Source organism: Micromonospora sp. NPDC053740, from assembly GCF_040677775.1.
In the GTDB taxonomy this organism is placed as follows: domain Bacteria; phylum Actinomycetota; class Actinomycetes; order Mycobacteriales; family Micromonosporaceae; genus Micromonospora; species Micromonospora alfalfae.
The window spans coordinates 1-24,416 of record NZ_JBFASO010000022.1 but is presented as its reverse complement, the minus strand read 5'-3'; the positions used below and the strand labels follow the sequence as shown (position 1 = coordinate 24,416).

Here is a 24,416-nt window from a genome sequence, read left to right as displayed (position 1 = left end):
AGGTTCGTGCCCATGCTGGACACCCTCGACCTGGCCGGGGCGGTCATCACCGCGGACGCGCTACACACCCAACGCGAACATGCCCGCTGGCTAGTCGAGAAGAACGCCGGTTACGTCTTCGTCGTCAAACGCAACCAGAGGCGCCTGTATCGGCAGGTCAAGGCCCTGCCATGGGCGAAGATCGAAGCCCTGGACCAGACCCACGACCGTGGGCACGGCCGCCATGACATCCGCCGGTTGCAAGCGGTCACCTGTCTCGGCGCCCTCGCCCTGGACTTCCCGCACGCCACCCAGGCCCTGCGGATCCGCCGTCGCCGCTACAACCCGGGCACCGACCGCTGGACCACCGTCACCGTCTACGCGATCACCAACCTCACCGCCGAGCAGGCCGGACCCGCCGAACTGGCCGACTGGCTCCGCGGCCACTGGTCCATCGAGGTCCTACACCACATCCGCGACACCACCTACCGCGAAGACGCCAGCCGCCTACGGACCGGCAACGCACCCCGAGCCCTAGCCACCCTACGCAACACCGCGATCAGCCTGCTCCGCCTCGCCGGCATCACATCCATCGCACCAACCCTGCGGCGAAACAACCGGAATCCGTACCGATCCCTACAACTACTCGGACTCGACTAAACGGGCATACCTCTACCTTGCGAACGCCCTGACCTATGACAACGGATGCGATTCAGCCTTTGAGCAGTTGCCGGGCCATGACGATCCGCTGGACCTGGTTGGTGCCCTCGTAGATCTGGGTGATCTTGGCGTCCCGCATCATCCGCTCGACCGGGTAGTCCCGCGTGTAGCCGTAGCCACCGAGCAACTGCACAGCGTCGGTGGTGATCTCCATCGCGGCGTCGGAGGCGAAGCACTTCGCCGCCGCGCCGAAGTAGGTGAGATCCGCGTCGCCACGCTCCGACTTGCCGGCGGCCGCGTACGTGAGCTGCCGGGCAGCCTCGAGCTTCATGCCCATGTCGGCCAGCATGAACTGGATCCCCTGGAACTCGGCGACCGCCTTGCCGAACTGGCGACGCTCCGCCACGTACACCTTCGCGTAGTCGAGCGCGCCCTGCGCGATCCCGACGGCCTGCGCGGCGATGGTGACCCGGGTGTGGTCCAGGGTCTTCATCGCTGTCGCGAAGCCGGTGCCCTCCGCGCCGATCATCCGGTCGGCCGGGATCCGCACGTTGTCGAGGTAGACCTCGCGGGTGGGCGAGCCCTTGATGCCGAGCTTCTTCTCCGGCGCGCCGAAGCTCACCCCGGCATCGGACTTCTCGACCACGAAGGCCGAGATGCCCCGGGACCGGGCAGACGGGTCGGTGACGGCGAAGACCGTGTAGAACTCGGACACCCCTGCGTTGGTGATCCAGCGCTTCACACCGTTGAGCACCCAGTGATCCCCGTCACGCACCGCCCTGGTGGTCATGGACACCGCGTCGCTGCCCGCCTCCGGCTCGGAGAGGCAGTACGAGAACATCGCGTCACCGGCCGCGACCGGCGTCAGGTAGCGAGTCTTGAGATCGGCGGAACCGGACAACAACAGCGGCATCGTGCCGAGTTTGTTCACCGCCGGGATCAGCGAGGAGGACGCGCAGGCGCGGGCCACCTCCTCGATGACGATGGCGGTGGCCAGCGCGTCCGCGCCCGCGCCCCCGTACTCCTCGGGGATGTGCGGTGCGTGGAAGTCGGCCGCTCGCAGCGCGTCGTAGGACGCCTTGGGGAATTCCCCCGTCTCGTCGGCCTCCGCGGCGTGCGGCGCCACCTTCGCGGCGCAGACCTCTCGCACGGCTTCCCGGATCGCCTGGTGCTCCTCGGGCAACCGGTAGACGTCGAACGACTCCCCTGCGGCCATCTCGACCCTCCCCTTCACCACTATCATGCGCAGTCTGTGACGACTCCTGACCGCCGACCGCGCAGACTGAAGACTAGCGACTGCAGTTCAGGTGATGTTACCGGCGCGTAGGTATGGGCAGGACGGTGCACCTAACGCGCTCAGCGATGATGGAGATTGAAACAGTGAGCCACCCTCCGGTGCCCCGCCCAGGCGCCGCAGCAGAATGCGACGCGACGACGCGACGCCAGCGCGAGCGGAGAAGACAGGCGTGACGATCCCCTACCCCACCATCCAGCCGACCCCCGCCATCGCCGCGGTGACCCCGCCCTCGGGCGCACCCCGGCCGCGGGTGACGTTCCTAGGGACTGGTTACCTCGGTGCGACGTACGCCATCTGCTACGCCGAACTGGGCTACGAGGTTCTCGGGTTCGACGTCGACGCCGACAAGATCGCGATGCTGAACGCCGGTCAGGTGCCGATCCACGAGCCCGGCCTGGACGAGCTGCTCCGACGCAACCTCGCCGCCGGCCGCCTCCGGTTCAGCACCGACATCGCCGAGACCGCCGAGTTCGGTGACGTGCACTTCATCTGCGTGGGCACCCCGCAGCGGGCCGACGGCATGGGCGCCGACCTGTCGTACGTCGAGGCGTCGGTCACCAGCCTCGCGCAGCACCTGACCCGCAAGGCGCTGATCGTCGGCAAGTCCACCGTGCCGGTCGGCACCGCCGAGTGGGTCGAGCAGCTCGTCGGCAAGCACACGCCGGACGACCTGGACGTCGAGGTGGCGTGGAGCCCCGAGTTCCTCCAGGAGGGCTTCGCCGTCGACGACGTCCTGCGGCCCAACCGGATCGTGGTCGGCGTCAAGAGCGAGTGGGCCAACGGCATGCTCTACGCCGCGCACAAGGGCGTGTTCGACCTGGCCGCCACCGAGGACCGCGAGGTACCCCTCGTGGTGACCGACTTCTCCACCGCCGAGCTGGTCAAGGTCGCCGCGAACGCCTTCCTGGCCACCAAGATCTCCTTCATCAACGCCATGGCCGAGGTCTGCGAGGCCTCCGGTGGCGACGTCACCCAACTGGCCCGCGCGATCGGCTACGACCCGCGCATCGGCAACCGGTTCCTCCAGGCCGGCCTCGGCTTCGGAGGCGCCTGCCTGCCCAAGGACATCCGGGCCTTCCAGGCCCGCGCCCAGGAGCTGGGTGCCGGCGAGGCGCTGCGCTTCCTGCACGAGGTCGACCTGATCAACCTGCGTCGGCGTACCCGGGTGCTCCAACTCGCCGCGGACCTGCTCGGCCGCCGCTCCGGCCCGGCCGGCCCGGACTTCTCCGGCACCCGGATCGCCGTGCTCGGTGCCACCTTCAAGCCCAACACCGACGACGTCCGCGACGCCCCGGCGCTCGCCGTCGCCGCGCTGCTGCACAAGGCCGGCGCCGACGTGCACGTGTACGACCCGCAGGGCACCGAGAACGCCCGCCGCGCGGTCCCCGAGTTGACCTACGAGAGCAGCATCAACGAGGCGGTCAACGAGGCCGACCTGGTCTGCGTCCTCACCGAGTGGGCCGACTTCCGCAACGCTGATCCGGTCGCCCTGGGCGAGTTGGTGAAGGGTCGCAAGGTCGTCGACGGCCGCAACTGCCTCGACCCGGCACTGTGGGCCCAGGCGGGCTGGGAGTACCGGGGCATGGGTCGCCCCTGACCCAACCGACGCATCACCGGCCGGCAATCGAGCATCTCGGTGGCCGGCCGGTGTCGTTGTTTGCCCCGGACCCGCCGACAAGAGTCGAAATCCGCGCCAGCTTTGGGCATGCTGCGACAGTGGGAGTCCACAGTGCGGGTGGAGGGGTGTCGTGGCGACCTTTCAATGCTCCTCGTGCGGCCGGGAGATCAAGCCGGCTGTCCGATGCCCCCACTGTGGGGCAGATCAACCACAGTGGGTCGAGCACCTGGCCGACATTGAGCGTTCGATAGCGGAGATGAAGGCGCGCGACGCCGCCATCGCCCGCGAGCAGCGCCAGATCGCCGCGAAGATGCAGGCCGCGCTCTTCCAACGGGACATCCTCGCGCACGCCGGCGAGGAGCGGCTCAAGCAGGCCACCCGGCCACGCCGGGTGCTGCGCCGCCGCCCCGGCCGACGGCCACCGACGGCCACCATGGGAGCGCCACCCCGGGTGCCCCGCCAGGGCACTCCGACCGCCCCGGAGGATCCGCCGCCGCCCCCACCAGCCGCCTGGCTGGACGTGGACGACCCGGAGCACCCGCCGGAGGCGTCCTCGCGCGAGGTGCAGAACATTCCGCTCGGGCTTGGCGCGCTGCTGCTCGGCGTGGCCGCCGTGGTCTTCGCCGCGGTGGCCACCAGCTCGATGGACGCGCTGGCCCGGCTCGGCATCCTGCTCCTGGCCACAGTGCTGATGCTGCTCGCCCCGCCGGCACTGGCCCGGCGCGGGCTCACCTCGACCGCCGAGACCATCGCCGCTGTCGGTCTGCTGCTGGTGCCGCTCGCCGGCAACGCCCTCTGGGCGGTGGACCGGATCGGCGTCGGCGGCGGCTCCGGCACTGTCTTCGCCGGGGTGATCTTCGCAGTCACCGCCGCCGTCGCATTCGGGTACGCCGGTTGGACCGGTCTACGCGCGCCCCGCTTCGCCACTGTGCTCGCCGCCCAGCCGGTGCTGCCTCTGCTGGCGTACGACCAGATCACCGGCCCGGGCGGCTGGGCCCTGGTGCTGGCCCTTGTCGCCCTCGTCAACCTCGGCCTGGCCCGCTCCGGCGTGACTGTCGAACGCCCCGTCCGGCAGGACCTGCCAGCGCCGGGCACGCCGGCCGCGCCCCGCCAACGCGACGCCGAGAGCCGGCCGGAGGGCGACCCGGAGGAGGCCGCCGAGCTGATCGACGCCAGCGGCGGCTCCGCCGACCCCCAGCCGGCCCGCCCGGTGCCCGGCCTGCGTGAGCTGACCTGGTTGCTGCACGCAGTGGCTGTCGCCGTCTCGCTGGCGTACGCGGTCACCGCCCTGCTGCGGGCGCAGACCGTGCCGACGGCGGCCGGCGCCGGGGTGGTGCTGCTGCTGGCCGCCATGATCGGGCTGGCCGGCGCGTTGGTGCTGCGTCGTCCGCCGCTGCCGGACGTCGCGGCCGGCATCGTCACCCTGGCGGTGATCGGTTCGCTCAGCCGGATCGCCTCGGTGGCCCTCCCCGGCCGGGCGCTGCTGCTGATCGCGGCGGTCATCACGGTGACCGGGCTGGCGGTGCGCGCGGTCCCGGAGGCGGCCCGACGTGGCCCACAGTTGGCCTCCGCGGTGGCGCTGACCGTCAGTGGCCTGGTGGTCGCCGGCGGCGCGCTACGCGCCGGGGTGGCACCGGTCCGGGCGGCACTGCCCGCCTGGAACCCCGACCTCAGCCGGTACCCCGGCGAGTTGGCCGCCGCGGTCGGGCCGACGACCTGGCAGCTCGCGGGTGCCGCGTTCCTGCTCACCATCGCGGCGGTGCTGGCCCTGCCCAGCGAGATCCGCCGGGAGTTCGCTGTCGCCGGCGCGGCGCTGACCGCGCTCGCCGTTCCGGCCTCGTTCGGCCTCGGCTGGGCGGCGGCACCCTGGCCAATGGTGATCACCGCGATCGGCATCGGGGTCATCGGGCTCTCCGCCCGCACCGACCGAGCCGCTGTGGCGCACGCCATCGGGGCGGCCGTGGTCGGCCTGTTCGGCGCGGGTGCCAGCCTGGTCAGCCCCACCCTCACCGCCGCGGTCCTGATCAGTCTGTTCGTGGCCGGCACGCTGGTCACGCTGGCGCCCCGGATCAGGATCGCCTCGGCCGCCTCCGACACGGTCACCGCCTGGGCCGCCGGTGGCGCCGCGTTCGCGCTGCCCGGGGCGGTGGCGGCGTTCGTGGCCGCGACCATGCCGAGCGACCCGACCCCCACCCCGGCGAGCCTGCGCGAGGTGACCGTCCCGATCCTGGCGGCCAGCTTCCTGGCGGTCTGCGTGACACTGGGCTACGCGGCAGTCGTGCAGGTCTCCCAGCGCCACATTCCCGCTCCGCTGTCGCTCGGCACCGGGCTGGGCGCGCTGATGGTCACCGCCGCGGCGTTCGGGGCGCCCGGCGCGACAGTCGCCGACGCCTGGGTGGGCGCGCTCCTGCTGGTCGCGGCGGTGCTGCTCTTCCTGGCCCCCTCCATCGACGCCGGCCGTCGAGCCGACCTCACCCTCGACGGCTCGGACCTGGCCGCCGCAGCGGTCACCACCGCCCTGATCGCCACGCTGGTACGGATCGGCGCGGTGCTCGCCCCGGGCGGGCAGCTGGCGGTGGCCGCCGCCCTGCTTCTGGTGGTCGCCGTGGGCGCCCGCAGTATGCCGGAGGAGTGGCGACGCGGTCCGATCCTCGGCCTCACCGTCGGCGGCGTCCTGATCGGCGTCCTCGCCGGCTGGTCGGCGGTGCGCGGTGGGGTCGGCGTGCTGGCCACCCCCGGAGCGATCTGGAGGGGCGACCTGAGCGACTGGCCGGCCGCCCCCGTCGGCGGCGCCACCTGGCAGGCGCCGGTCGCGCTGGCGCTGCTGGCCCTCGCCGCCGGCATCCTGCTCCCGCCGCCGTGGCGCTGGGACGTGTCCGGTGTGGCGGTGGTGCTCGCCACGATCGGCGCACCGGCCGCATTCGATCTGGCCTGGTGGTCGCCGGTACTCGTCGGCGGAATGGTCGCCACAGTGTTCGGCATGGCCGCGGTGGCAACGGAGGAGGCGCGCGCCGGGCTGTCCCGGGCCACAGTGGCCGGGGTCGTCGCGCTGCACGCCGCCGGAGCCGGACTGGTCCGCCCGTGGACCACGGCCCTGGCGCTGGGCAGCATCGCGCTGATCGGCGTGGTGGTGGCCACGCTGGCCCGCGTCCTCGCCGGTCCACAGGTCGTCGACATCGACACCGAGGGAATGCCGCCGCACCTGGCGCAGATCGGCGGCGCGGCGATCGGTGCCGCCCTGCTGGCCCTCCCCGGTGCGGTGGCGGCGCTCTCCGCCGAGTTCGAACACTCGGCGCAGGTGGTGCTGACCGCCGCGCTGGCCGCTACCAGCCTCGGTCTGGCCGCCGTGGCCGCGGTCCGCCGGCTGGTGCCGCAATATCTGCCCTGGGTCAGCGTGGCGGTGGTCGGCGGGGCCACCATCAGCGCCCTCGCCGCCATCCCCACCGGCCTCGCCGCTGGCGTCTACGCGGCCGCCGCCGCCCTGCTCGGCGTACTGGCCGAGCTGATCCGCGCGGCCACAGTGCCGCCCACCGGCGCGGCCCAGCCGGTCCGGCGCTGGGCGGTACGGCTCGACGGCGCCCTACGGCGGTTGCCGGACGACGCGGAGAGTCGGCGGTGGCGGGTCAACCCGGCCGCTGGGGCGTTGGCCGCTGCGGCGTTGCCGACCGCCCTGGCGCTCGCCTCGATCGCACCCGCGCTGCTCACCGCCCTGATAGAACCGCACCGCACACTGACCCGGATCTGGCAGGGCCCGCCGCCGGAGCTGCAAACCCCACCACCGGACGTGGTCAACCCGACCCACGTGCTGACGGCGTTGCTGCTCACCGCGACCGCCGCGCTGGCCGCCACCGGGTTCAGCGGCGGGCGGCGTTCCCGGGCCGTGCCGGTGGTGCTGCCCGGGGCGGCCGTCACGCTGCTGATCGCACCCATCGCGCTGGGCCAGGGCTGGCCCGCCAGCACCGTCGCCGCGCTCTCCGTCTTCACCATCGCGATGCTCGGTCTCGCACTGACCCCACCGCCGCCGCTGGTCGAGCGTGCCCGCTCGCTGCGGCTGGCCCGGGTGCTGGTGTTCGCCATCGGTCTGGCCGGTGGCAGCGCCGGGCTCGCCGGCAGCCTGGCCGACCGGCAGATGACACTGTTCACCCTCGGCAGCGCGGTCGGGGTGGGCGCGGTGGCTGCGCTGTTCGGCACCACCCAGCGGGCACGCATCCTCGGCTGGCTCTTCGCCTCCCTCATGGCGCAGCTCTTCGTGCTCACCGCCGGCCTGGTCGCCGGGCTGGCGGCGGTCTGGTCGGCGTTCGGGGTGCTCGCCGTCGGCGCGGTCCTACAGGTGCTCGCCGCGACACTGCCCCGGCTGCGCCGCCCCGAGGCGCAACGGGAAGCATCCACCGTGGAGTGGACCGGGTACGCTGCCGCGCTGATCGCGTTGGCCCTCGCCTTCGACTCGCCCCGCCACATCGCCGCCCTGCTGGCCGCCTGGGGCGCTGTCCTCGGGGTGGCGGCCACCCGACCCGGTCGCCGGCCGGTGGAACGTCGGATCCTGTTCTGGTCGGTGGTGGTCTGTGAGATCACCGCGTGGTGGATCCTGATGCGCGTCGCCGACGTGGCGTTGCCCGAGGCGTACACGCTGCCGTTCGCCGTGTTGGCCCTCCTCGTCGGAGTCCTGGAACTGCGCCACCGACCCGACATGAGCAGTTGGGTGGCGTACGGGCCGGCGCTGGTCGCGACCTTCGTGCCGACGCTGGCAATCGTGCTGGCCACCGAGTCCAGCACGGTGCGGCAGATGCTGCTGCTGCTCGGCGCTGTCGCGGTGCTGATCTTCGGCTCGTCCAGTCGGCAGCAGGCCCCGGTGATCGTCGGCGCGTCGGTCACCGCGATCACGGCGATCCACGCCCTGTTCAGCCTGGGCCCGTGGCTGGCGCTGATCCCGGTGGGCATCCTGCTGCTGGTGCTCGGCGCGAGCAACGAGCGCCGACGCCGCGCCCAGGAACGTCTACAGACAGCCCTACGCGGCATGAGGTAGGTCGGAGGGTCCCTGCGGCGTGGGCGAGTGCGCCGGTGTACGGGCGCGGGTCGCGCTGCCGCCCGCGATCTTGCACTTTCTGTTGCGACATAAGGCGTGAAAGCCGCAGAACAACGACCGAAAGTGCAAGATCGCGGGGTGCAGGGCGGGGGGTTAGTGCAGGGTGGCTTGCAGGGCGGCTTCCTTTGTTGCCACCAGCTTCTCCAGGTCCTGCTGGTAGGTCGCCATCTTGGCGCGCAGGCCCTCGTCGGCGGCACCGAGGATCCGTACGGCGAGCAGGCCGGCGTTGCGGGCGTTGCCGATCGACACGGTGGCGACCGGGATCCCGGCCGGCATCTGCACGATGGACAGCAGCGAGTCCATGCCGTCGAGGTGCTTCAGTGGCACCGGCACACCGACCACCGGCAGCGGCGTCACCGAGGCCACCATGCCGGGCAGCGCGGCGGCACCCCCAGCTCCTGCGATGATCACCTTGAGACCCCGGTCGGCGGCGTCGCGCCCGTACTCGATCATCGCGACCGGAGTCCGGTGCGCCGAGATCACCCGAACCTCGTACGCCACGCCGAAGTCGTCCAACACCTCGGCGGCGGCCCGCATTGTCGGCCAGTCCGAGTCGCTGCCCATGATCAAGCCAACCGTGCTCACTGCGGCCCTCTCGTCGTTCCCGAAACCGTGACTCACTCGTGGCCCTCGCGCAGCCAGCGCGCGGCCCGGGCGGCCCGCGCCCGCAGGTCGTCCAGGTCGTCACCGAGCACCGTGACGTGCCCGATCTTGCGGCCGGGTCGCACCTGCTTGCCGTACAGGTGCACCTTGGCACCCGGCTCGGCGGCGAAAAGGTGGTGCAACCGCTCGTCGATCGACATTCCGCCCGGCTCGCCGCCGAGCACGTTCGCCGACACCACCACCGGGGCGGTCAGCGCGGTGTCGCCCATCGGGTAGTCCAGCACGGCTCGCAGGTGCTGCTCGAACTGCGAGGTCCGGGCGCCCTCGATGGTCCAGTGCCCGGAGTTGTGCGGACGCATCGCCAGCTCGTTGACCACGATCGCGGGCCGGCCGGCGTCGTCGCGCACCTCGAACAACTCCACGGCCAGCAGGCCGATCACACCGAGCGCGGTGGCCAGGTCGATGGCGAGCTGCTGCGCGGAGACCGCCAACTCCTCGTCCAGGCCGGGTGCCGGGGCCAGCACCTCCACGTTGATGCCGTCGCGCTGCACGGTCTCGACCACCGGGTACGCGGCCACCTGACCGAACGGCGAACGGGCCACCTGCACTGCCAGCTCTCGCCGCAGCGGCACCCGCTCCTCGACGATCAGCCGGGTGCCGCCGGCGAGCAGCGTGGTAGCCAACTCGGTGGCCTGGGCGGCGTCGTCGACCATCCAGACGCCCCGGCCGTCGTACCCACCACGGGCCGCCTTGAGCACCACCGGCCAGCCGACCTGCTCGCCGAAGCCGACGAGGTCGGCGGGCTCCCCGACCGGCCGCCAGGCCGGGTTGGGAGCGCCCAGCTCGGTCAGGCGTTCCCGCATGACCTGCTTGTCCTGGGCGTGCAGCAGCGCGTCCGCCGGCGGGTAGAGGGGTACCCCTTCCGCAGCCAGCGTGCGGATGTGCTCGGAGGGCACGTGCTCGTGGTCGAAGGTGACGACGTCGCAGCCCTTGGCGAAGGTGCGCAGCGCGGCCAGGTCGGTGTGGTCGCCGTACTGGACGTCGGCGGCGACCAGCGCCGCGCCGTCGTCGAGGGCGGTCGCGAGCACACGCAGTGACTGGCCGAGGGCGATCGCGGCCTGGTGGGTCATCCGGGCCAACTGGCCGCCACCCACCATGCCGACAACTGGCAGACCGGTACGGGAATCCATAGCGCGGCCAGCCTATCCGGGCCGCCGACGGGCCCACCGGGAGGGCTGGCGACCCACCTCGGAAGCGCTGGCGGGGCCACCCGGCGGGCGGCGCTGGCGACTACCGGGCGTGGCCGTGCGCTCAGCCCAGCTCGGCTACCAGCTCCTCGACCGAGGTGACCGGCCGCTGGCAGACGAAACCCCGGCAGACGTACGCGGCGGACCGCCCCTCGACCAGCGGACGGTCGGCGAGCAGCGGCACACCCGGCTGGTCCGGACGCCCGGCGACGACCACCGCTCCGGGCGGCGCGTGCCGGCGGGCGGCGGCCACCAGGGGGTCGCCGGCCGGGTCGTCGGTGACCACTGCGATCTCGTACGGCCCGGAGAGCAACGCCTCCCCGACAGTGGCCGCGTACCCGGCGAACCGGGGGTGCCTGCCGACGATGGGCGCGACAGTGCCGAGGGCCGCTTCGGCGGCCTCCCGGTAGCGCGTCTCCCCGGTCAGCGCCGAGTACGCCACCAGCCCGGCGATCAACGCCGACCGGCCGGACGGGGTGGCGTTGTCGGTGGGGTCGGCCGGCCGCGCGACGAGCCGCTCCGCGTCGTCGGCGGTGTCGTAGAAGGCACCACCGGGCGCGGCGAAGTGCGCGAGGGCGGTGTCCAGCAGCTCGCCGGCCACTGTGAGCCAGCGGCCCTCGCCGGTGAGCTGGTGCAGCGCGCAGAATGCCTCGGCGACGCAGCCGTAGTCCTCCAGGACACCGGCCGGCTCGCCGACCTTGCCGTCCCGGGAGACCCGGCGCAGCCGGCCGTCCACCAGGTGCACGGTGGCCAGGTGCTCGGCGGCCTGGCGCATCGCCCCGTCGGCGACGATGGTGACGCCGTCCATCAGGTTGGCGTCCTCGTCCTGCGGGGACGCGTACACGGCGGCGACCTGCTGGAACTCGGCGATGGCGGTGATCGCCAGGCCGTTCCAGGCGGCCACCACCTTGTCGTCGAGGGCCGGCTGGGGGCGGGTGTCCCGGGCGGCGAGGAGCCGCCCGACCACCTGCTGCCAGCGGGCACGCACCTCGGGCGCGGCGTCGTCCACGTCCCGGGCGAGCTTGAGCACGCTCATGCCGTGCTCAAAGGTGCCCTGGTCGGTGACTGTGAACAGGTCGGCGGCGAACCGGCCGTCCTCCTCGCCCAACGCCTCCACGAGCTGGGCGGGCGTCCAGGCGTAGGTGAGCCCCTCGACGCCCTCGGTGTCGGCGTCCAGGGCGGACGCGAACCCCTGCCCCGGCCGGTGCAGCTCGTCGGCGAGAAACCGGGCGGTGTCCCGGGCCACCCGGCGGGCCAGCGGGTCACCGGTGAGTCGCCACAGCTGGGTGTAGACCCGCAGCAGCAGCGCGTTGTCGTAGAGCATCTTCTCGAAGTGCGGCACCGTCCAGTGCGCGTCGACCGAATAGCGGGCGAAGCCGCCCGCGAGCTGGTCGTAGATGCCGCCCCGGGCCATCGCCTCGGCGGTGTGCCGGGTGATCTCCAGGCTGCCCGGGTCGCCGGTGCGCTGGTGGTGACGCAGCAGGAAGAGCAGGTTCATGTGCGGCGGAAACTTCGGGGCGCCGCCGAAACCGCCGTTGGTGCGGTCGTACTCGCTGGCCAGCGTTGCGGCCGCCGCGTCGAGCAGCGGGGCGTCCAGCGGCGCGGTGGGGCCGCCCACGGCCTGCGCGCCGCCGATCGCCTCGACCACCGCGGCGCCCTGGCCCAGCACCGCCTCGCGCTGCTCCCGCCAGGCGGTGGCGACCGACTGGAGCAACTGGACGAAGTTGGGCTGCGGGAAGTAGGTGCCGCAGAAGAACGGGGTGCCGTCCGGGGTGGCGAAGACGGTCATCGGCCAACCACCCTGGCCGGTCATCGCCTGGGTGGCGGTCATGTAGATCGCGTCCACGTCCGGACGTTCCTCACGATCCACCTTGATCGACACGAAGTTGTCGTTCATCAGGGTGCCGACCTGCTCGTTCTCGAACGACTCGTGCGCCATGACGTGGCACCAGTGGCAGGCCGCGTAGCCCACCGAGATGAGCACCGGAACGTCCCGCCGCTTCGCCTCGGCGAACGCCTCGTCCGACCACGGCCACCAGTCGACCGGGTTGTCGGCGTGCTGCAGCAGGTACGGACTGGTGGCGTCGGCGAGTCGATTCACCTGACGACCATAGCCAGCCCCGGCGCGGACCGCGCGGGCTCGACCCGGACGGTCAGGAAGCGCCGTCGGCGCGGAGCCGGAACACGTTCGACTCCGCCGAGTCGCGCAGCGACCCCAGCACCGCGCCGATCTTGTCCGCTGGCATGGGCTTGAAGAAGTGGTAGCCCTGCGCGGAGGTGCAACCCAACTCGGCCAGGGCCATTCGCTGCTCGGCGGTCTCCACCCCTTCGGCGACCACCCGCAGCCCCAACTCGTGGGCCAGGCCGACGGTCGTCCGGACGATCGCGGCGGCCTCCGGCGAGTCGGCCATCCGGATGACGAAGGAACGGTCCACCTTCAACTCGTCCACGGCGATCCGGGTGAGGAAGGTCAGCGACGAGAAGCCGGTGCCGAAGTCGTCGACAGCGAGTTGCACGCCCATCGACCGGAGCGTCGCCAACACCTCGTCGATGACCTCCAGCTCGCTCATCACCACCGTCTCGGTGATCTCCAGAACGAGCCGGTGCGGCGGCACCTGGTGGCGGCGCAACGCCTCGGCGATCTCCGCCGGCAACCGGGGGTCGAGCAGGCTGCGCGCCGAGAGGTTGACCGAGATCGGGACGTCCAACCCCTCCCGTGCCCAACTGGCGGCCACGCTGAGCGCCTTGTCGAGCACGTAGCGGGTGAAGGTGCCGAGCTGCTCGCTGTTTTCCACCGGGCGGATGAAGTCGGCCGGGTTCAGCCACCCACGCCGGGGGTGCTGCCAACGGATCAGCGCCTCCACCCCGGTGGGCGCACCGGTGGCCAGGTCGACCGCCGGCTGCAACGCCAGCACCAGCTGATCGTCGACCTTCAACGCCTCCCGCAGCTCGGCCAGCAGGGCGAGCTGGTCGGTGCTGGCCGCGTCGCGTGCGCCGTCGTACGCGGCGACGTTGCCGCCGCCCTCCTTGGCCTGGTACATCGCGATGTCGGCCCGACGCAGCAGCTCGGTCAGGTCCGCGGTGCCGGCGGCGGCCACCACCACCCCGACCGAGACCTCGATGGACATCCGTACGCCGGCCACCTCGGTCGGTGCGGCCAACCGTTCGGCGATCTCGCGGGCCTGCCGCAACGCGTGGGCCATCGGGGCGGCCCGGTCGCCGAGCACCGGCACCGCCGTGAGCAGCAGGGCGAACTCGTCACCACCGAGTCGACCGAGCAGGTCACCGGCGCGGACCAGCGCGTTGAGTCGGTTCGCGGTCAGTCGCAGCAACTGGTCACCGGCCGCGTGGCCGAGGGTGTCGTTGACTTCCTTGAACTGGTTGATGTCCAGCAGCAGCAGTGCCACCGGGTGGTCGTGGCTGAGCTGTCGCAGCGACTGGTCGCCCTTGCTCAGCATCGCCGCCCGGTTGGCGAGCCCGGTGAGCGGGTCGTGCACCGCCTCGTACGACGAACGGGCGGTCACCAGCCGCAGCTCGTGGTGGGTCGCGGCGTCGTGCAGCGCGGCGGCGAGGGCATCGCCGAACGCGGCCACCGCGTCATGTTCCCGGGCCGTGGGCGGGGCCGAGCGGGGGAACCGCACCCGCAGCCGGCCGACCGGCGTGGCACCGACCGACAGCGCCCGGCTCAGCTCGTGCTCGTCCGGCTCCGACTGGTCCGGTGGGCCGGTCTCCCGGTCGACAAGCTGGCCGCCGGCGTCGCCTCGATAGCGGTGCCACCGGCCGTCGGCCCGGGCCACGTCGACGTCCACCAGCTCGGCGTTGAACAGCGTCAGCGCCCCGGTGACCGCCGCGCTGGCCACGCCCCGCTCGTCGAGCTGGTTGAGGGCCGCGGTGGCCTCCGCGAAGGCACGCCAGGTGCGGCGCTCCTGATCGGAGCGCAGCCGGTAACGGTAGGTCTGCTGCAACAGCCACAGCAGTGGCGGCAGCAACAGCAACCAGCGCGGGTCGAGTTCCAGCAGGGCGACCACCACGAGGCCGACCGCCACGTTGCCGACGAACATCAACAGCTTGCCGCGCAGCGCGGCGAGCAGCGGCGGCCCGATCGGCAACCCGTGCCGCAGGCCCAGCGTCACGCCGCCGAGCCAGGCGGTCACCAGGAGGTACGTCACCGAACCGGCGATCACGGCCAGCGCCAGGATGGGGGTGGGTGGCGAGAGCAGCGGCCGCCCGAGCGCGGTGGTCACGGAGACGGCAAGTGCCGACGCGGCGGCCAGCGACGCGGCGATCCGGACGATCTCCAGGGCCGGACGGCGGTCGTTGTGCAGTGACAGCAACGTCCAGGCCAGCCCGGTGCCGAGCAGCGTGGCGGACGGGAGCCAGCCGGCTGGAGTCAGGTAGAGGCAGACGATCAGGGCGGCCTCGCCCCAGGTGATGCTGACCATGCCGGCGGCCGAGCGGAATCGCAGCCGGGCGAGCTGGGCGAGGGCCAGGACGGCGACGGCGATGCCGAAGCGGGCCGGACCGCCGAGGGGGTCGTCGGCCGGCAACCGGACCGGGAGGGTCAACCCGACCGCGGCGGCGGCCAGGGCGGTCAGCGTGACGGCGGCGGTGAGCACGAGCAGCCGGCCCGGTGTGCCACGCACCCCGAGCCGATCGAACGGGTCGTCGGCCGGACCGGAGGTCATCGACCTCCCCCGTCAGCCGACCGACCGACGTCTCGGTGGGCGGCCGGTGCTGTGCTGGTCATCGGCGCCCCCTCCTGCACACGGCTCGGAGACTTTTGGTCCCCCCGGCGGAAGGCTAAGCCAAACCGGGTGGTCGCAACAGGGGGCGACCACCCGGTTCGGCGTGATTCATGCGCGGACTACCCGTTCAGGTGCTGCTGGTGCCCGTTGGGAGCGGGCGTGGATGAATCACGCCCACCGGTCCCGTCTGTCGGATCGACGACTGTCGCATCGGCCCTGGTCGGGTCGGTCGGCCCGGACTGCTGGGGGAAACGGTCCGGCAGACGGCGCAGCCGAGCGTTCATGTTGCGGATCAGCAGGATGGTCGCGGTGGCCAGCAGCAGGATGAGGAAGAGGCCCATCGGCCCGGCCAGACCACCCGTGCGGGTGTCCCCGAAGTTGTTCTCCGCGAGCACCTGGGCAGCGGTCAGCATGGCGTTCCTCCGATGTGCGGTTGGTAACCAGGGTAGCGCCGCCGGGAATCAGCGCGCGTGCGCCGTCTCCCGCACCCCGGCGAAGAGATCGGACTCGGGCAGCGGACTGTCGACCATCGAGCGGGCCAGCTCGTAATCCTCGGTCGGCCAGGCGCGCTTCTGCAACTCCATCGGCACGTGGAACCAGAAGCCGTCCGGGTCGACCTGGGTGGCGTGGGCGCGCAGCGCGTCATCGCGGACCGAGAAGTATTCGGCGCACTCGACCCGGGTGGTGATCCGCGGGCCCTTGTCGGGGCGGTCCTCCCATCGCTTGAGCCAATCCTCGTAGGGCGACTCCAGACCGGCGGCCAGCATGCCCTCGTGCAAAGCCATGATCTTGCCCTTGGAGAAGCCGATGTCGTAGTAGAGCTTCAGCGGCTGCCAGGGCGCGCCCAGCTCCGGGTAGCGCTCCGGGTCACCGGCGGCCTCGAACGCGGCCACGCTCACCTTGTGGCACATGATGTGGTCCGGGTGCGGGTAGCCACCCTCCTCGTCGTACGTGGTCACCACGTGCGGACGGAACTCGCGCATCAACCGCACCAGCGGGCCCGCGGCGACCTCGACGTCCTGGAGGGCGAAACAGCCCTCGGGCAGCGGCGGCAGCGGATCGCCCTCGGGCAGACCCGAGTCGACGAAGCCCAGCCATGCCTGGTCGACGCCGAGGATCGCCCGCGCGGCGTCCATCTCGGCACGCCGGATCTCGCCGATGTTGGCCCACACGTCGGGTCGGTCGAGCTTGGGGTTGAGCACGCTCCCGCGCTCGCCACCGGTGCACGTCACGACCAGGACGTCCACCCCCTGAGCGACATATTTCGCCGTCGTCGCCGCGCCCTTGCTCGACTCGTCGTCCGGGTGCGCGTGCACGGCCATGAGACGCAGTTGCTCTGCCAACTTCGGCGCTCCTCGTCTGTGCCGGACGGTGGACCCGACCGGGCTCGACCGGCTGACCTGCCGGGATCTTTCCTCACCGCACCTGTCACCGGCCACCAGCGCCGGGCATGACCTGCCATTCCTGCGGCTGGACCGGGTGGGAGGATGGGGCTCTGTCATTCTTGCCGATGCCGCCGACAACAACGCCAGGAGATACCCGCCGGTGACCGAGACGCACGCCACAATTTCACCAGGCGCGCCGGTATTCCCGGCCGGACGCTACGGCCGCCGTCGGGCACCGGGCGGAAAGCGCCGCCGTACGCTGCTGGCCGCGCTGGCGCTGTTGGCGCTCGTGGCGACGCTGACAGTGATCTCGGTCCGGCTCTACCGGCAGTACGGTGATCCGGTCTACGACGCCCAGGTGATCACGTACACCGACATCACGGACAAGCAGGTGCTTCTCGACTTTCGGGTCACCGTCCCGCCCGGTGGATCAGCGGTCTGCCTGGTGCGCGCCCGGGACCGTGCCGGCGCCGAGGTCGGCCGCGAACAGGTCACCGTGACCGCCGATCCCGGGGATCGGCATGTCAGGACCCAGCACCTCCTGGCCACCACCGCGCGGCCGTTCATCGGCGAGGTCCTGAGTTGCCGACCACCGTCCTGAGCTGCTCGAACAGCACCAGAAGCGGAGCTGACGGGGTGCCTACCGCCGGTGTCGGATCCGGACACCGGCGGTGATGGCCGACACGCTGTGTCGTAGCGCACTGGTAACTTGGTAGTTCACCTGTCAGCCAGCCACGCACAACTGAGGAGAACGCCTGTGTCCACTGGCAACGAGGCGCCCGCCACCTGGCTGTCGCAGGACGCGTACGACCGCCTCCAGGCCGAGCTCGACGAGCACATCGCCAACCGTCCGGCGATCGCAGCCGAGATCAACGCTCGGCGCGAGGAGGGCGACCTCAAGGAGAACGGCGGCTACCACGCCGCCCGCGAGGAGCAGGGCAAGGCCGAGGGACGCATCCGCTACCTGCAGGAGCTGCTGCGCACCGCGAAGGTCGGCGCGGCGCCGACCGCCGACGCGGTGTCGCCGGGCATGGTGGTGACGATCTACTTCGACGACGACACAAACGACACCGAGACCTTCCTGCTCGGTTCCCGGGAGATCGCGGCCACGACGGACCTGACCGTCTACAGCCCCGAGTCCGCGCTGGGCAAGGCGATCCTGGGTGGTCGAGCCGGGCAGACCTGCACCTACACGGCGCCCAGCGGCGCCGACATCAAGGTGACAGTGGTCAGCTTCGAGCCGTTCTCCGGCTGATTCTCGCCGGTCGCGCCACCCGCTGCCGGCCGGCTCGACCGACGCCGGCACCCGCTGTCGAAACACCGCGCATCCGAGGCGTGGCACCCACCGGTGTCACGCCTCGGCCGCGAAGACCACCTGGTAGCCGCTGGCCCGTAGGGCGCTGATCAGGGTGTCCGAGTGTTCGACGCCCCGGGTCTCCACCGACAGCGCCACCTCCACCTCGCCGAGGCTGAGGTGCGGGTTGGCCCGCTGGTGCTCCACGTCCACCACGTTGGCCCGGTGCTCGGCGATCTGGCTGAGCAGCGACGCGAGCTGCCCCGGCCGGTCCGAACAGCGGACGGTCACCCGCAGGTAGCGACCCGCCGCGGCCAACCCGTGCTCGATCACCCGCAGCATCAGCAGCGGGTCGATGTTGCCGCCGGAGAGCACCGCGACCACAGGGGTCTCCACCTCGACCACGCCGGCCAGCAGCGCGGCCACACCGACCGCCCCGGCCGGCTCGACCACCTGCTTGCCCCGCTCCAGCAGCATCAGCAGGGCCCGGGAGATGTCCTCCTCGGAGACCGTGACGATCTCGTCGACCAGCTTGCGCACGTGGTTGAAGGTGATTTCGCCCGGCCGGCCGACCGCGATGCCGTCGGCGATGGTGGAGAAGATGGGCAGCCGGACCGGTTCCCCGGCCACCAGTGAGGGTGGGAACGCCGCCGCCCCGGCCGCCTGCACGCCGATGATCCGGACGTCCGGGCGCAACGCCTTCACGGCCACCGCCATGCCCGAGATCAGACCGCCGCCGCCCACCCCGGTGATGATCGTCTTCACGTCCGGGCACTGTTCGAGGATCTCCAGCGCCACGGTGCCCTGCCCGGCGATCACATCGGGATGGTCGAACGGGTGGATCAGCACCGCGCCGGTGCGCTCGGCGTACGTGTGCGCCGCGACCAGCGACTCGTCGACGGTGTTCCCGGCCAGCTCGACCTGCGCGCCGTACCCCTTGGTGGCGGCCACCTTCGGCAGCGGCGCGTTGACCGGCATGAAGACGGTGGCGTGCGTGCCGACCAGGCCGGCGGCAAGTGCCACGCCCTGCGCGTGGTTGCCAGCGCTCGCCGCTACCACGCCGCGCTCCCGCTCCGCCGCCGACAACCGGGAGATCCGCACGTACGCTCCCCGCACCTTGTACGAGCCGGCGCGCTGCACGTTCTCGCACTTGAGCCACGTCGGCCCGCCCAGTGCCGCGCTGAGCGGCCGGGAGGGCTCCAGTGGGGTGGTGCGGGTGACGCCAGCGAGCAACTCCCGTGCGGCCCGCACGTCGTCGAGACCGACCAGTTCCGTCATGCCCCGATCGTGCCACCCGACTCCGGGCCCCTCGGCGGCGACACCGCAGTGCCCGACAGCGCGCACACAGTCGACGGTCAGGCGGTGGCCGGCGACTCCGTGCCGACCCGGGGGTAGCCGGGGGCGTGACGCGTCCACGGCGCGGCCATCTCGAACTGACCGGCCACACCGAGCAGCAGCAGCTCCGAACCGGGCGGACCGACCAGCTGCACGGCGACCGGCAGGCCGTCCGGGCGGCGGCCGACCGGCACGACGACCGCCGGCAGGCCGGCGATGTTCCAGGGTGCGGCGTACGGGGCGTACCGGATGTTGGCTGACATGTTCGCCCGCCAGGACCGCTCCGACCAGCGGGCCGCCTCCGGTGGCGCGCTGGCCAGCGCCGGGGTGAGTAGCAGGTCGACCGAGTGGTCGGTGAAGAAGTCGACGGACCGTTGCCGCCAGGCGGCCCGGTCCGCCTCCCGCACGTAGCCGCGACGCTGCGCCCACTCGCCGAGCGCGACGTGTCGCCGGGTCCGCCGTTGCAGCCCACGCCGGTCCAGACCGGAGGCCCGGACGTCGGTGGCGGCCGCGGCGAGCCAGGTGGCGATGCCCTGCAGGCCGAGCGCGGTCGGGTAGACCGGATCGGCCGGCACGGTGTCGTGCCCGGCGGCGGCGAGGAGCCGACCGGCGGCGGCGACCGCGTCCCGGTTTGGCGCGTCCGGTGCGACACCGCGCACCGGCGAACGCAGCGAGACACCCACCCGCAGCCGCTGCGGGGGGACCAGCTTCTCGGGACGCCGGCCGGCGAGCACCGAGAAGCCGACCGCCGCGTCGGCGACAGTGCTGGTGAGCATGCCGTGCTCGGTGAGGCCGAACCAGTCGTCCGCCCCGAGCTGGCAGGGGACCACGCCCCGGCCCGGCTTGAGCCCGACGAGTCCGCAGCAGGCCGCGGGAATCCGGATCGAGCCGAGACCGTCGTTGGCGTGCGCGATCGGCACCAGCCCGGCGGCGACAGCGGCGGCGGCACCACCGGAGGACCCACCGGGGGTACGCGTGCTGTCCCAGGGGTTACGGGTCACCCCGCTGTCGTCGTCGGTCACTGCCCACAGCCCCAGCTCCGGCATCCGGGTCACGCCGAGGATCACCGCGCCGGCGCCGCGCAGCCGACGCACCACCTCGTGGTCGGCCTCCGCCACGTCGGTGCGGGCGGCGGCCGACCCGTTCCAGGTGGGCAGACCGGCGACCGGTGTGTTCTCCTTGACCGCCACCGGAACCCCGGCCAGCGGCAGGTTGGCCAGGTCCTCCTGCTCGTCGACCTTCTCCGCCTCGGTGATCGCCTCACCGCCGCGAACGGCGCGGAACGCGGCCAGCTCACTGTCGGCTCGGGAGATGTACTCGAGGTGGTCGGCGACGACCTGGGTCGCCGAGACGTCACCTCGGCGTACGCCCCGGGCGATCTGCTTGGCGGTCGCTCCGACCCAGGTCGCCATGATGTCCTGCACGGCCATCCTCCCCCAGCGGTCAGCCCAGCGCCTGCTCCAGATCGGCGAGTAGGTCGTCGACCGTCTCGATGCCGACAGACAGTCGCACGAGATCCCCGGGAACTTCAAGCGGCGAGCCGGCAGCACTTGCGTGTGTCATCCGACCCGGGTGCTCGATCAGGGATTCCACACCACCCAGCGACTCGGCGAGCACGAAGAGCTTGGCCCGGTTGCAGATGTCCACGGCGTGGTCCTCACCACCGGCGGCGCGGAACGAGATCATGCCGCCGAACCTGCGCATCTGCTTGGCGGCCACCTCGTGACCGGGGTGCGAGGGCAGGCCCGGATAGAGCACCTGGGCGACCTTGGCGTGACCGTCGAGGTACGCGGCGAGCCGCTCGGCGTTGTCGCAGTGCCGGTCCATACGTACCCCGAGGGTCTTGATGCCCCGCAGGGTGAGCCAGGCGTCGAACGGACCGTTGATCGCGCCCATCGCGTTCTGGTGGTAGCGCAACTCCTCGCCGAGCCCGGCGTCGGCGACGACGAGGGCGCCACCGACCACGTCGGAGTGCCCGCCGACGTACTTGGTGGTGGAGTGCACCACGACGTCCGCGCCGAAGGCGATCGGCTGCTGCAGGTACGGCGAGGCGAAGGTGTTGTCCACCACCAGCAGGGCGCCCGCGTCATGTGCCACGGCGGCCAGGGCGGCGATGTCGGCGATCCCGAGCAGCGGGTTGGTCGGCGTCTCCACCCAGACGATCTTCGTACGACCGGGCTGCACCGCCGCCCGGACCGCGTCCGGGTCGGAGACCTTGGCCGGGCTGAACTCCAGGCCCCAGCGCTGGGCGACCCGGGCGAAGAGCCGGTACGTGCCGCCGTACGCGTCGTCCGGGATCACCACGTGGTCGCCGGGCTGACACACGGCCCGCAGCAGGGTGTCCTCCGCCGCCAGGCCGCTGGCGAAGGCGAGCCCCACCGGCCCGCCCTCCAGCGCCGCCAGGCACTCCTGGAGCGCGTCACGGGTCGGGTTGCCGGAGCGGCTGTACTCGTAGCCGAGACGAGGTGCGCCGACAGCGTCCTGGGCGTACGTGCTGGTCTGGTAGATCGGTGGGATCACCGCGCCGGTGCGGGCCTCGGGGTCCTGACCGGCGTGGATGGCGAGCGTCTCGAAGCCGTGACTCATTCTGGTGAGGCTAGTGCCCCGCCCCGAGGGCGGGAACGGAACCCGCGCTCCCGGTGGGGGCCGGGCCTTCCGGCCCGGCCCCGTGTGCCAGCCAGGGGCCGACGGCCGGTCAGCCGGCCGGTACGGGCAGGACGTGCAGGGTGGCCGGGTTTCTCCCGGTCCAGTCGTAGGAGAGCGCGTAGAGCCGTGCACTGTTCGGCGACCAGGCCAACCCACCCGGGCTCAGCTCACCGCCTCCCAGCACGAAGCGGGTCAGTTCGGTGCCGTCCGGCCGATGGACGAACAGGTACGACGTGTCCGCTGCGGCGGCGATCCTGGTGCCGTCGCGGGACGGCTCGACGGCGGCCGGGTAGGCGCCGGTGGGGAAGGTCGCGGAGGGCGTGGTGATGTCGGCGAACGGGAACGCCTGCACCTCGTACGGGGCACCGGCCGCGGTGTAGACGGTGGTACCGGTCGGGTCGAGGGCGATGTCCCGCAGGTTGCTGCCGATCGCCGTCCAGCCACTCGCCCGCAGCAGGGTCAGCGTTCCCCCGGCTCCGATGGCGTACGCGTAGACCGACGCCGGGCTCAACGACATCTGCCCGGCCAGCAGCACCGACCGGTTCTGGCTGGCGGCGGCGAGCAGCGGAGCGCCGTAGAAGTCCTGAGTGGCGGCCATCCCCGTCGTCACCCGGGCCGGCTGGCGTCCCAGGTCGATCTGGCCGATGTTGCCGCCCCACTGGTCACAGCCGTAACCGAACCACAGGTACCGGCCGGTCAACGCCAGCGACGACGGGCACTCGCCCGCGCCGGTGTCGTACCGGGCCGACTCGATCAGCGAGCCAGTGTCGAAGGCGGCGATGGCGTTGGCGGTGGGCAGCGCCACGTAGAGGGTCCGCCGGTCGGCGCTGAGCAGCAGGTCGGTGGGGCCGGGCAGGCCCGACAGCGTGCCGACCACGGTGCCTGTCGCGCTGGTCACCACGACATCGGTTGCGGAGCTGCCACCGCTGACGAAGACCCGGTCACCGGCCGACACCACGTCGGCCACCGTGTTCAGCGGCAGTGCGACGGCGGTCGGCGCGGCGGCCGCCTGGGCGTGGCCCGGGGTCGCGCCGGTGAGCAGCCCGGCGATCAGCGCCGCCAGCGCCAGGGTGAGGCCTCTTCTGTTCTGCAAGCTTGGTCCTTTCGGAGCGTCGACGCGCACGCCGACGGCCGGGATCACCCCGCGTTCATTCATTCACGTAGATGATTACCACAGTCGGTTCACGTGCGGGGGGCGCCGTGCCTCGCGAGGCCGCCGGCATAGCCTGGGCCGATGAACGGTTGCGTGTTCTGCGGGATCGTGACGGGCGAGGTGCCGGCGTTCCGGGTCGCCGACACCCCGGACGGGGTGGCCTTCCTGGACACCCGGCCGGTGTTCAAGGGCCATGTCCTGGTGGTGCCCCGAGTGCACCTGGTGACCCTGGCGGAGTTGCCGGCCGACCTGCTGCCCGACTACTTCGCCATGGTTCAGCGGCTCGCGGTGGCGGTAGAGACCGCTCTCGGCGCCGGTGGGACGTTCGTGGCGATGAACAACAAGGTGTCCCAATCGGTGCCCCACCTGCACACCCACGTGGTCCCTCGCACCAAGGGCGACGGGTTGCGGGGCTTCTTCTGGCCGCGCACGCGGTACGACGACGACACCGAGGCCCAGGCGTACGCGGACCGGATCGCAGCGGCGCTCCCCGGCGGGGCCTGACTGACTGTCACGCGGGTAAGGAAGGTGGACCCTCCGGTGTTACACGCTGGGAGTGGTACGAAAGGAGATCCCCACCGTGTTTTTGCGCCGTATGAACGCCGATATGGTCTCGCCCGACCAGGCCCTGCCGGGCCGTTCGATCGCCATGCCGGTCGCCGACCGCCACGAGGTGCTGGGCACCTCGTTGAAGGGCCCGTTCCCTGAGGGCCTTCAGGTAGCGGTCTTCGGCATGGGCTGTTTCTGGGGTGCCGAGCGGCTGTTCTGGACGCTGCCCGGTGTCTACACCACCTCCGCCGGCTACGCGGGTGGCATCACCAAGAACCCGACGTACGAGGAGACGTGTTCCGGCCGGACCGGGCACGCCGAGGTCGTCCAGGTGGTGTACGACCCCAGCAAGATCAATTATGAGGATCTGCTGAAGGTCTTCTGGGAGAACCACGACCCGACCCAGGGCATGCGCCAGGGCAACGACGTGGGCACCCAGTACCGCTCGGCGATCTACACGACCACCGACGAGCAGCGGACCATCGCGGAGTCGTCCCGGGACGCGTTCCAGCCGATCGTGACGCGGGCCGGCAAGGGTGAGATCACCACCGAGATCGCGCCGCTCGGCAGCTACTACTTCGCCGAGGACTACCACCAGCAGTACCTGGCGCCGACCAAGAACCCGAATGGTTATTGCAACCACGGCCCGAACGGGCTGAGCTGCCCGGTCGGCGTGGCCCGAGTCGGCGGCTGACCAAGACGCACACCACCCCGTCGGGGGGGGGGGGGGGGCCCGCCCCCCCCCCGCCGAGGCGCCCCCGCCCCACCCCCCCCCAACGCCCCCGGGCCCCCCCCCCCCCCCACCCCACCGGGGGGGCGGGC

General features: G+C 72.1%; 18 protein-coding genes. 7 read left to right on the top strand and 11 right to left on the bottom strand.

Annotated elements, in window-relative coordinates; translation table 11 throughout:
* On the top strand, nt 1–639 hold a 639-nt coding region (locus AB0K35_RS34200; RefSeq protein WP_363890775.1), incomplete at its 5' end, for an ISAs1 family transposase.
* A gap of 52 nt (nt 640–691) precedes the next feature.
* On the opposite strand, the gene AB0K35_RS34195 is transcribed toward AB0K35_RS34200, so the two are convergent.
* Nucleotides 692–1,855, bottom strand: coding sequence for an acyl-CoA dehydrogenase family protein (locus AB0K35_RS34195; protein WP_363890772.1), 1,164 nt, complete (start codon nt 1,853–1,855; stop codon nt 692–694).
* 250 nt (nt 1,856–2,105) lie between these two features.
* Here AB0K35_RS34195 and AB0K35_RS34190 point away from each other — a divergent pair, with 250 nt between their 5' ends.
* Together AB0K35_RS34190 and AB0K35_RS34185 are read left to right on the top strand one after the other, a co-directional pair.
* Nucleotides 2,106–3,533 carry a UDP-glucose/GDP-mannose dehydrogenase family protein gene (locus AB0K35_RS34190; protein WP_238666646.1) on the top strand — a complete coding sequence of 476 codons (1,428 nt, stop codon included), beginning with the start codon at nt 2,106–2,108 and terminating at the stop codon, nt 3,531–3,533.
* Between the two features lie 151 nt (nt 3,534–3,684).
* On the top strand, nt 3,685–8,577 hold the full coding sequence (locus AB0K35_RS34185; RefSeq protein ID WP_363890770.1) for a permease: 4,893 nt from the start codon (nt 3,685–3,687) through the stop codon (nt 8,575–8,577).
* Between the two features lie 153 nt (nt 8,578–8,730).
* On the opposite strand, the gene purE is transcribed toward AB0K35_RS34185, so the two are convergent.
* From purE to mca, 6 genes are all read right to left on the bottom strand, one after another.
* Complete coding sequence (gene purE, locus AB0K35_RS34180) at nt 8,731–9,222, bottom strand: 5-(carboxyamino)imidazole ribonucleotide mutase (protein ID WP_363890768.1); 492 nt, start codon at nt 9,220–9,222, stop codon at nt 8,731–8,733.
* Nucleotides 9,223–9,254: 32 nt separating this feature from the next.
* Nucleotides 9,255–10,430, bottom strand: coding sequence for a 5-(carboxyamino)imidazole ribonucleotide synthase (locus AB0K35_RS34175; RefSeq protein WP_363890765.1), 1,176 nt, complete (start codon nt 10,428–10,430; stop codon nt 9,255–9,257).
* 121 nt (nt 10,431–10,551) lie between these two features.
* Nucleotides 10,552–12,588 (bottom strand): thioredoxin domain-containing protein, encoded by a 2,037-nt coding sequence (locus AB0K35_RS34170; RefSeq protein WP_363890762.1) that lies wholly within the window; start codon nt 12,586–12,588, stop codon nt 10,552–10,554.
* 52 nt (nt 12,589–12,640) lie between these two features.
* Nucleotides 12,641–15,172 carry a bifunctional diguanylate cyclase/phosphodiesterase gene (locus AB0K35_RS34165; RefSeq protein ID WP_238666651.1) on the bottom strand — a complete coding sequence of 844 codons (2,532 nt, stop codon included), beginning with the start codon at nt 15,170–15,172 and terminating at the stop codon, nt 12,641–12,643.
* 179 nt (nt 15,173–15,351) lie between these two features.
* On the bottom strand, nt 15,352–15,645 hold the full coding sequence (locus tag AB0K35_RS34160) for a hypothetical protein (protein WP_238666652.1): 294 nt from the start codon (nt 15,643–15,645) through the stop codon (nt 15,352–15,354).
* Nucleotides 15,646–15,693: 48 nt separating this feature from the next.
* The gene (mca, locus tag AB0K35_RS34155) at nt 15,694–16,575 is read right to left on the bottom strand and encodes a mycothiol conjugate amidase Mca (protein WP_238666653.1); all 882 of its coding nucleotides are present in this window, start codon (nt 16,573–16,575) and stop codon (nt 15,694–15,696) included.
* 202 nt (nt 16,576–16,777) lie between these two features.
* Between mca and AB0K35_RS34150 the strand changes: the two genes are divergently transcribed.
* Together AB0K35_RS34150 and greA are read left to right on the top strand one after the other, a co-directional pair.
* A complete protein-coding gene (locus tag AB0K35_RS34150) occupies nt 16,778–17,218 on the top strand; it encodes a DUF4307 domain-containing protein (RefSeq protein WP_238666654.1) in 441 nt (146 codons plus the stop codon).
* 156 nt (nt 17,219–17,374) lie between these two features.
* On the top strand, nt 17,375–17,872 hold the full coding sequence (gene greA, locus AB0K35_RS34145) for a transcription elongation factor GreA (protein WP_124854723.1): 498 nt from the start codon (nt 17,375–17,377) through the stop codon (nt 17,870–17,872).
* Between the two features lie 96 nt (nt 17,873–17,968).
* Here the strand turns inward: greA and ilvA are convergent, their stop codons facing one another.
* From ilvA to AB0K35_RS34125, 4 genes are all read right to left on the bottom strand, one after another.
* Nucleotides 17,969–19,189: a threonine ammonia-lyase gene (gene ilvA / locus AB0K35_RS34140; protein WP_238666655.1), complete on the bottom strand. Its 1,221-nt coding sequence runs from the start codon at nt 19,187–19,189 to the stop codon at nt 17,969–17,971.
* 77 nt (nt 19,190–19,266) lie between these two features.
* Entirely contained in the window at nt 19,267–20,676 is a 1,410-nt protein-coding gene (locus AB0K35_RS34135; RefSeq protein WP_238666656.1) for an amidase family protein, read from the bottom strand.
* Nucleotides 20,677–20,689: 13 nt separating this feature from the next.
* Entirely contained in the window at nt 20,690–21,832 is a 1,143-nt protein-coding gene (locus AB0K35_RS34130) for a cystathionine gamma-synthase (protein ID WP_091394199.1), read from the bottom strand.
* Between the two features lie 109 nt (nt 21,833–21,941).
* Nucleotides 21,942–22,985, bottom strand: a complete 1,044-nt coding sequence (locus AB0K35_RS34125) for a hypothetical protein (RefSeq protein ID WP_363890757.1) — start codon at nt 22,983–22,985, stop codon at nt 21,942–21,944.
* Between the two features lie 141 nt (nt 22,986–23,126).
* Here AB0K35_RS34125 and AB0K35_RS34120 point away from each other — a divergent pair, with 141 nt between their 5' ends.
* Together AB0K35_RS34120 and msrA are read left to right on the top strand one after the other, a co-directional pair.
* Nucleotides 23,127–23,549 carry an HIT family protein gene (locus AB0K35_RS34120; protein WP_363890754.1) on the top strand — a complete coding sequence of 141 codons (423 nt, stop codon included), beginning with the start codon at nt 23,127–23,129 and terminating at the stop codon, nt 23,547–23,549.
* Nucleotides 23,550–23,625: 76 nt separating this feature from the next.
* Complete coding sequence (msrA, locus tag AB0K35_RS34115; RefSeq protein ID WP_363890751.1) at nt 23,626–24,288, top strand: peptide-methionine (S)-S-oxide reductase MsrA; 663 nt, start codon at nt 23,626–23,628, stop codon at nt 24,286–24,288.
* Nucleotides 24,289–24,416 lie beyond the last annotated feature (128 nt).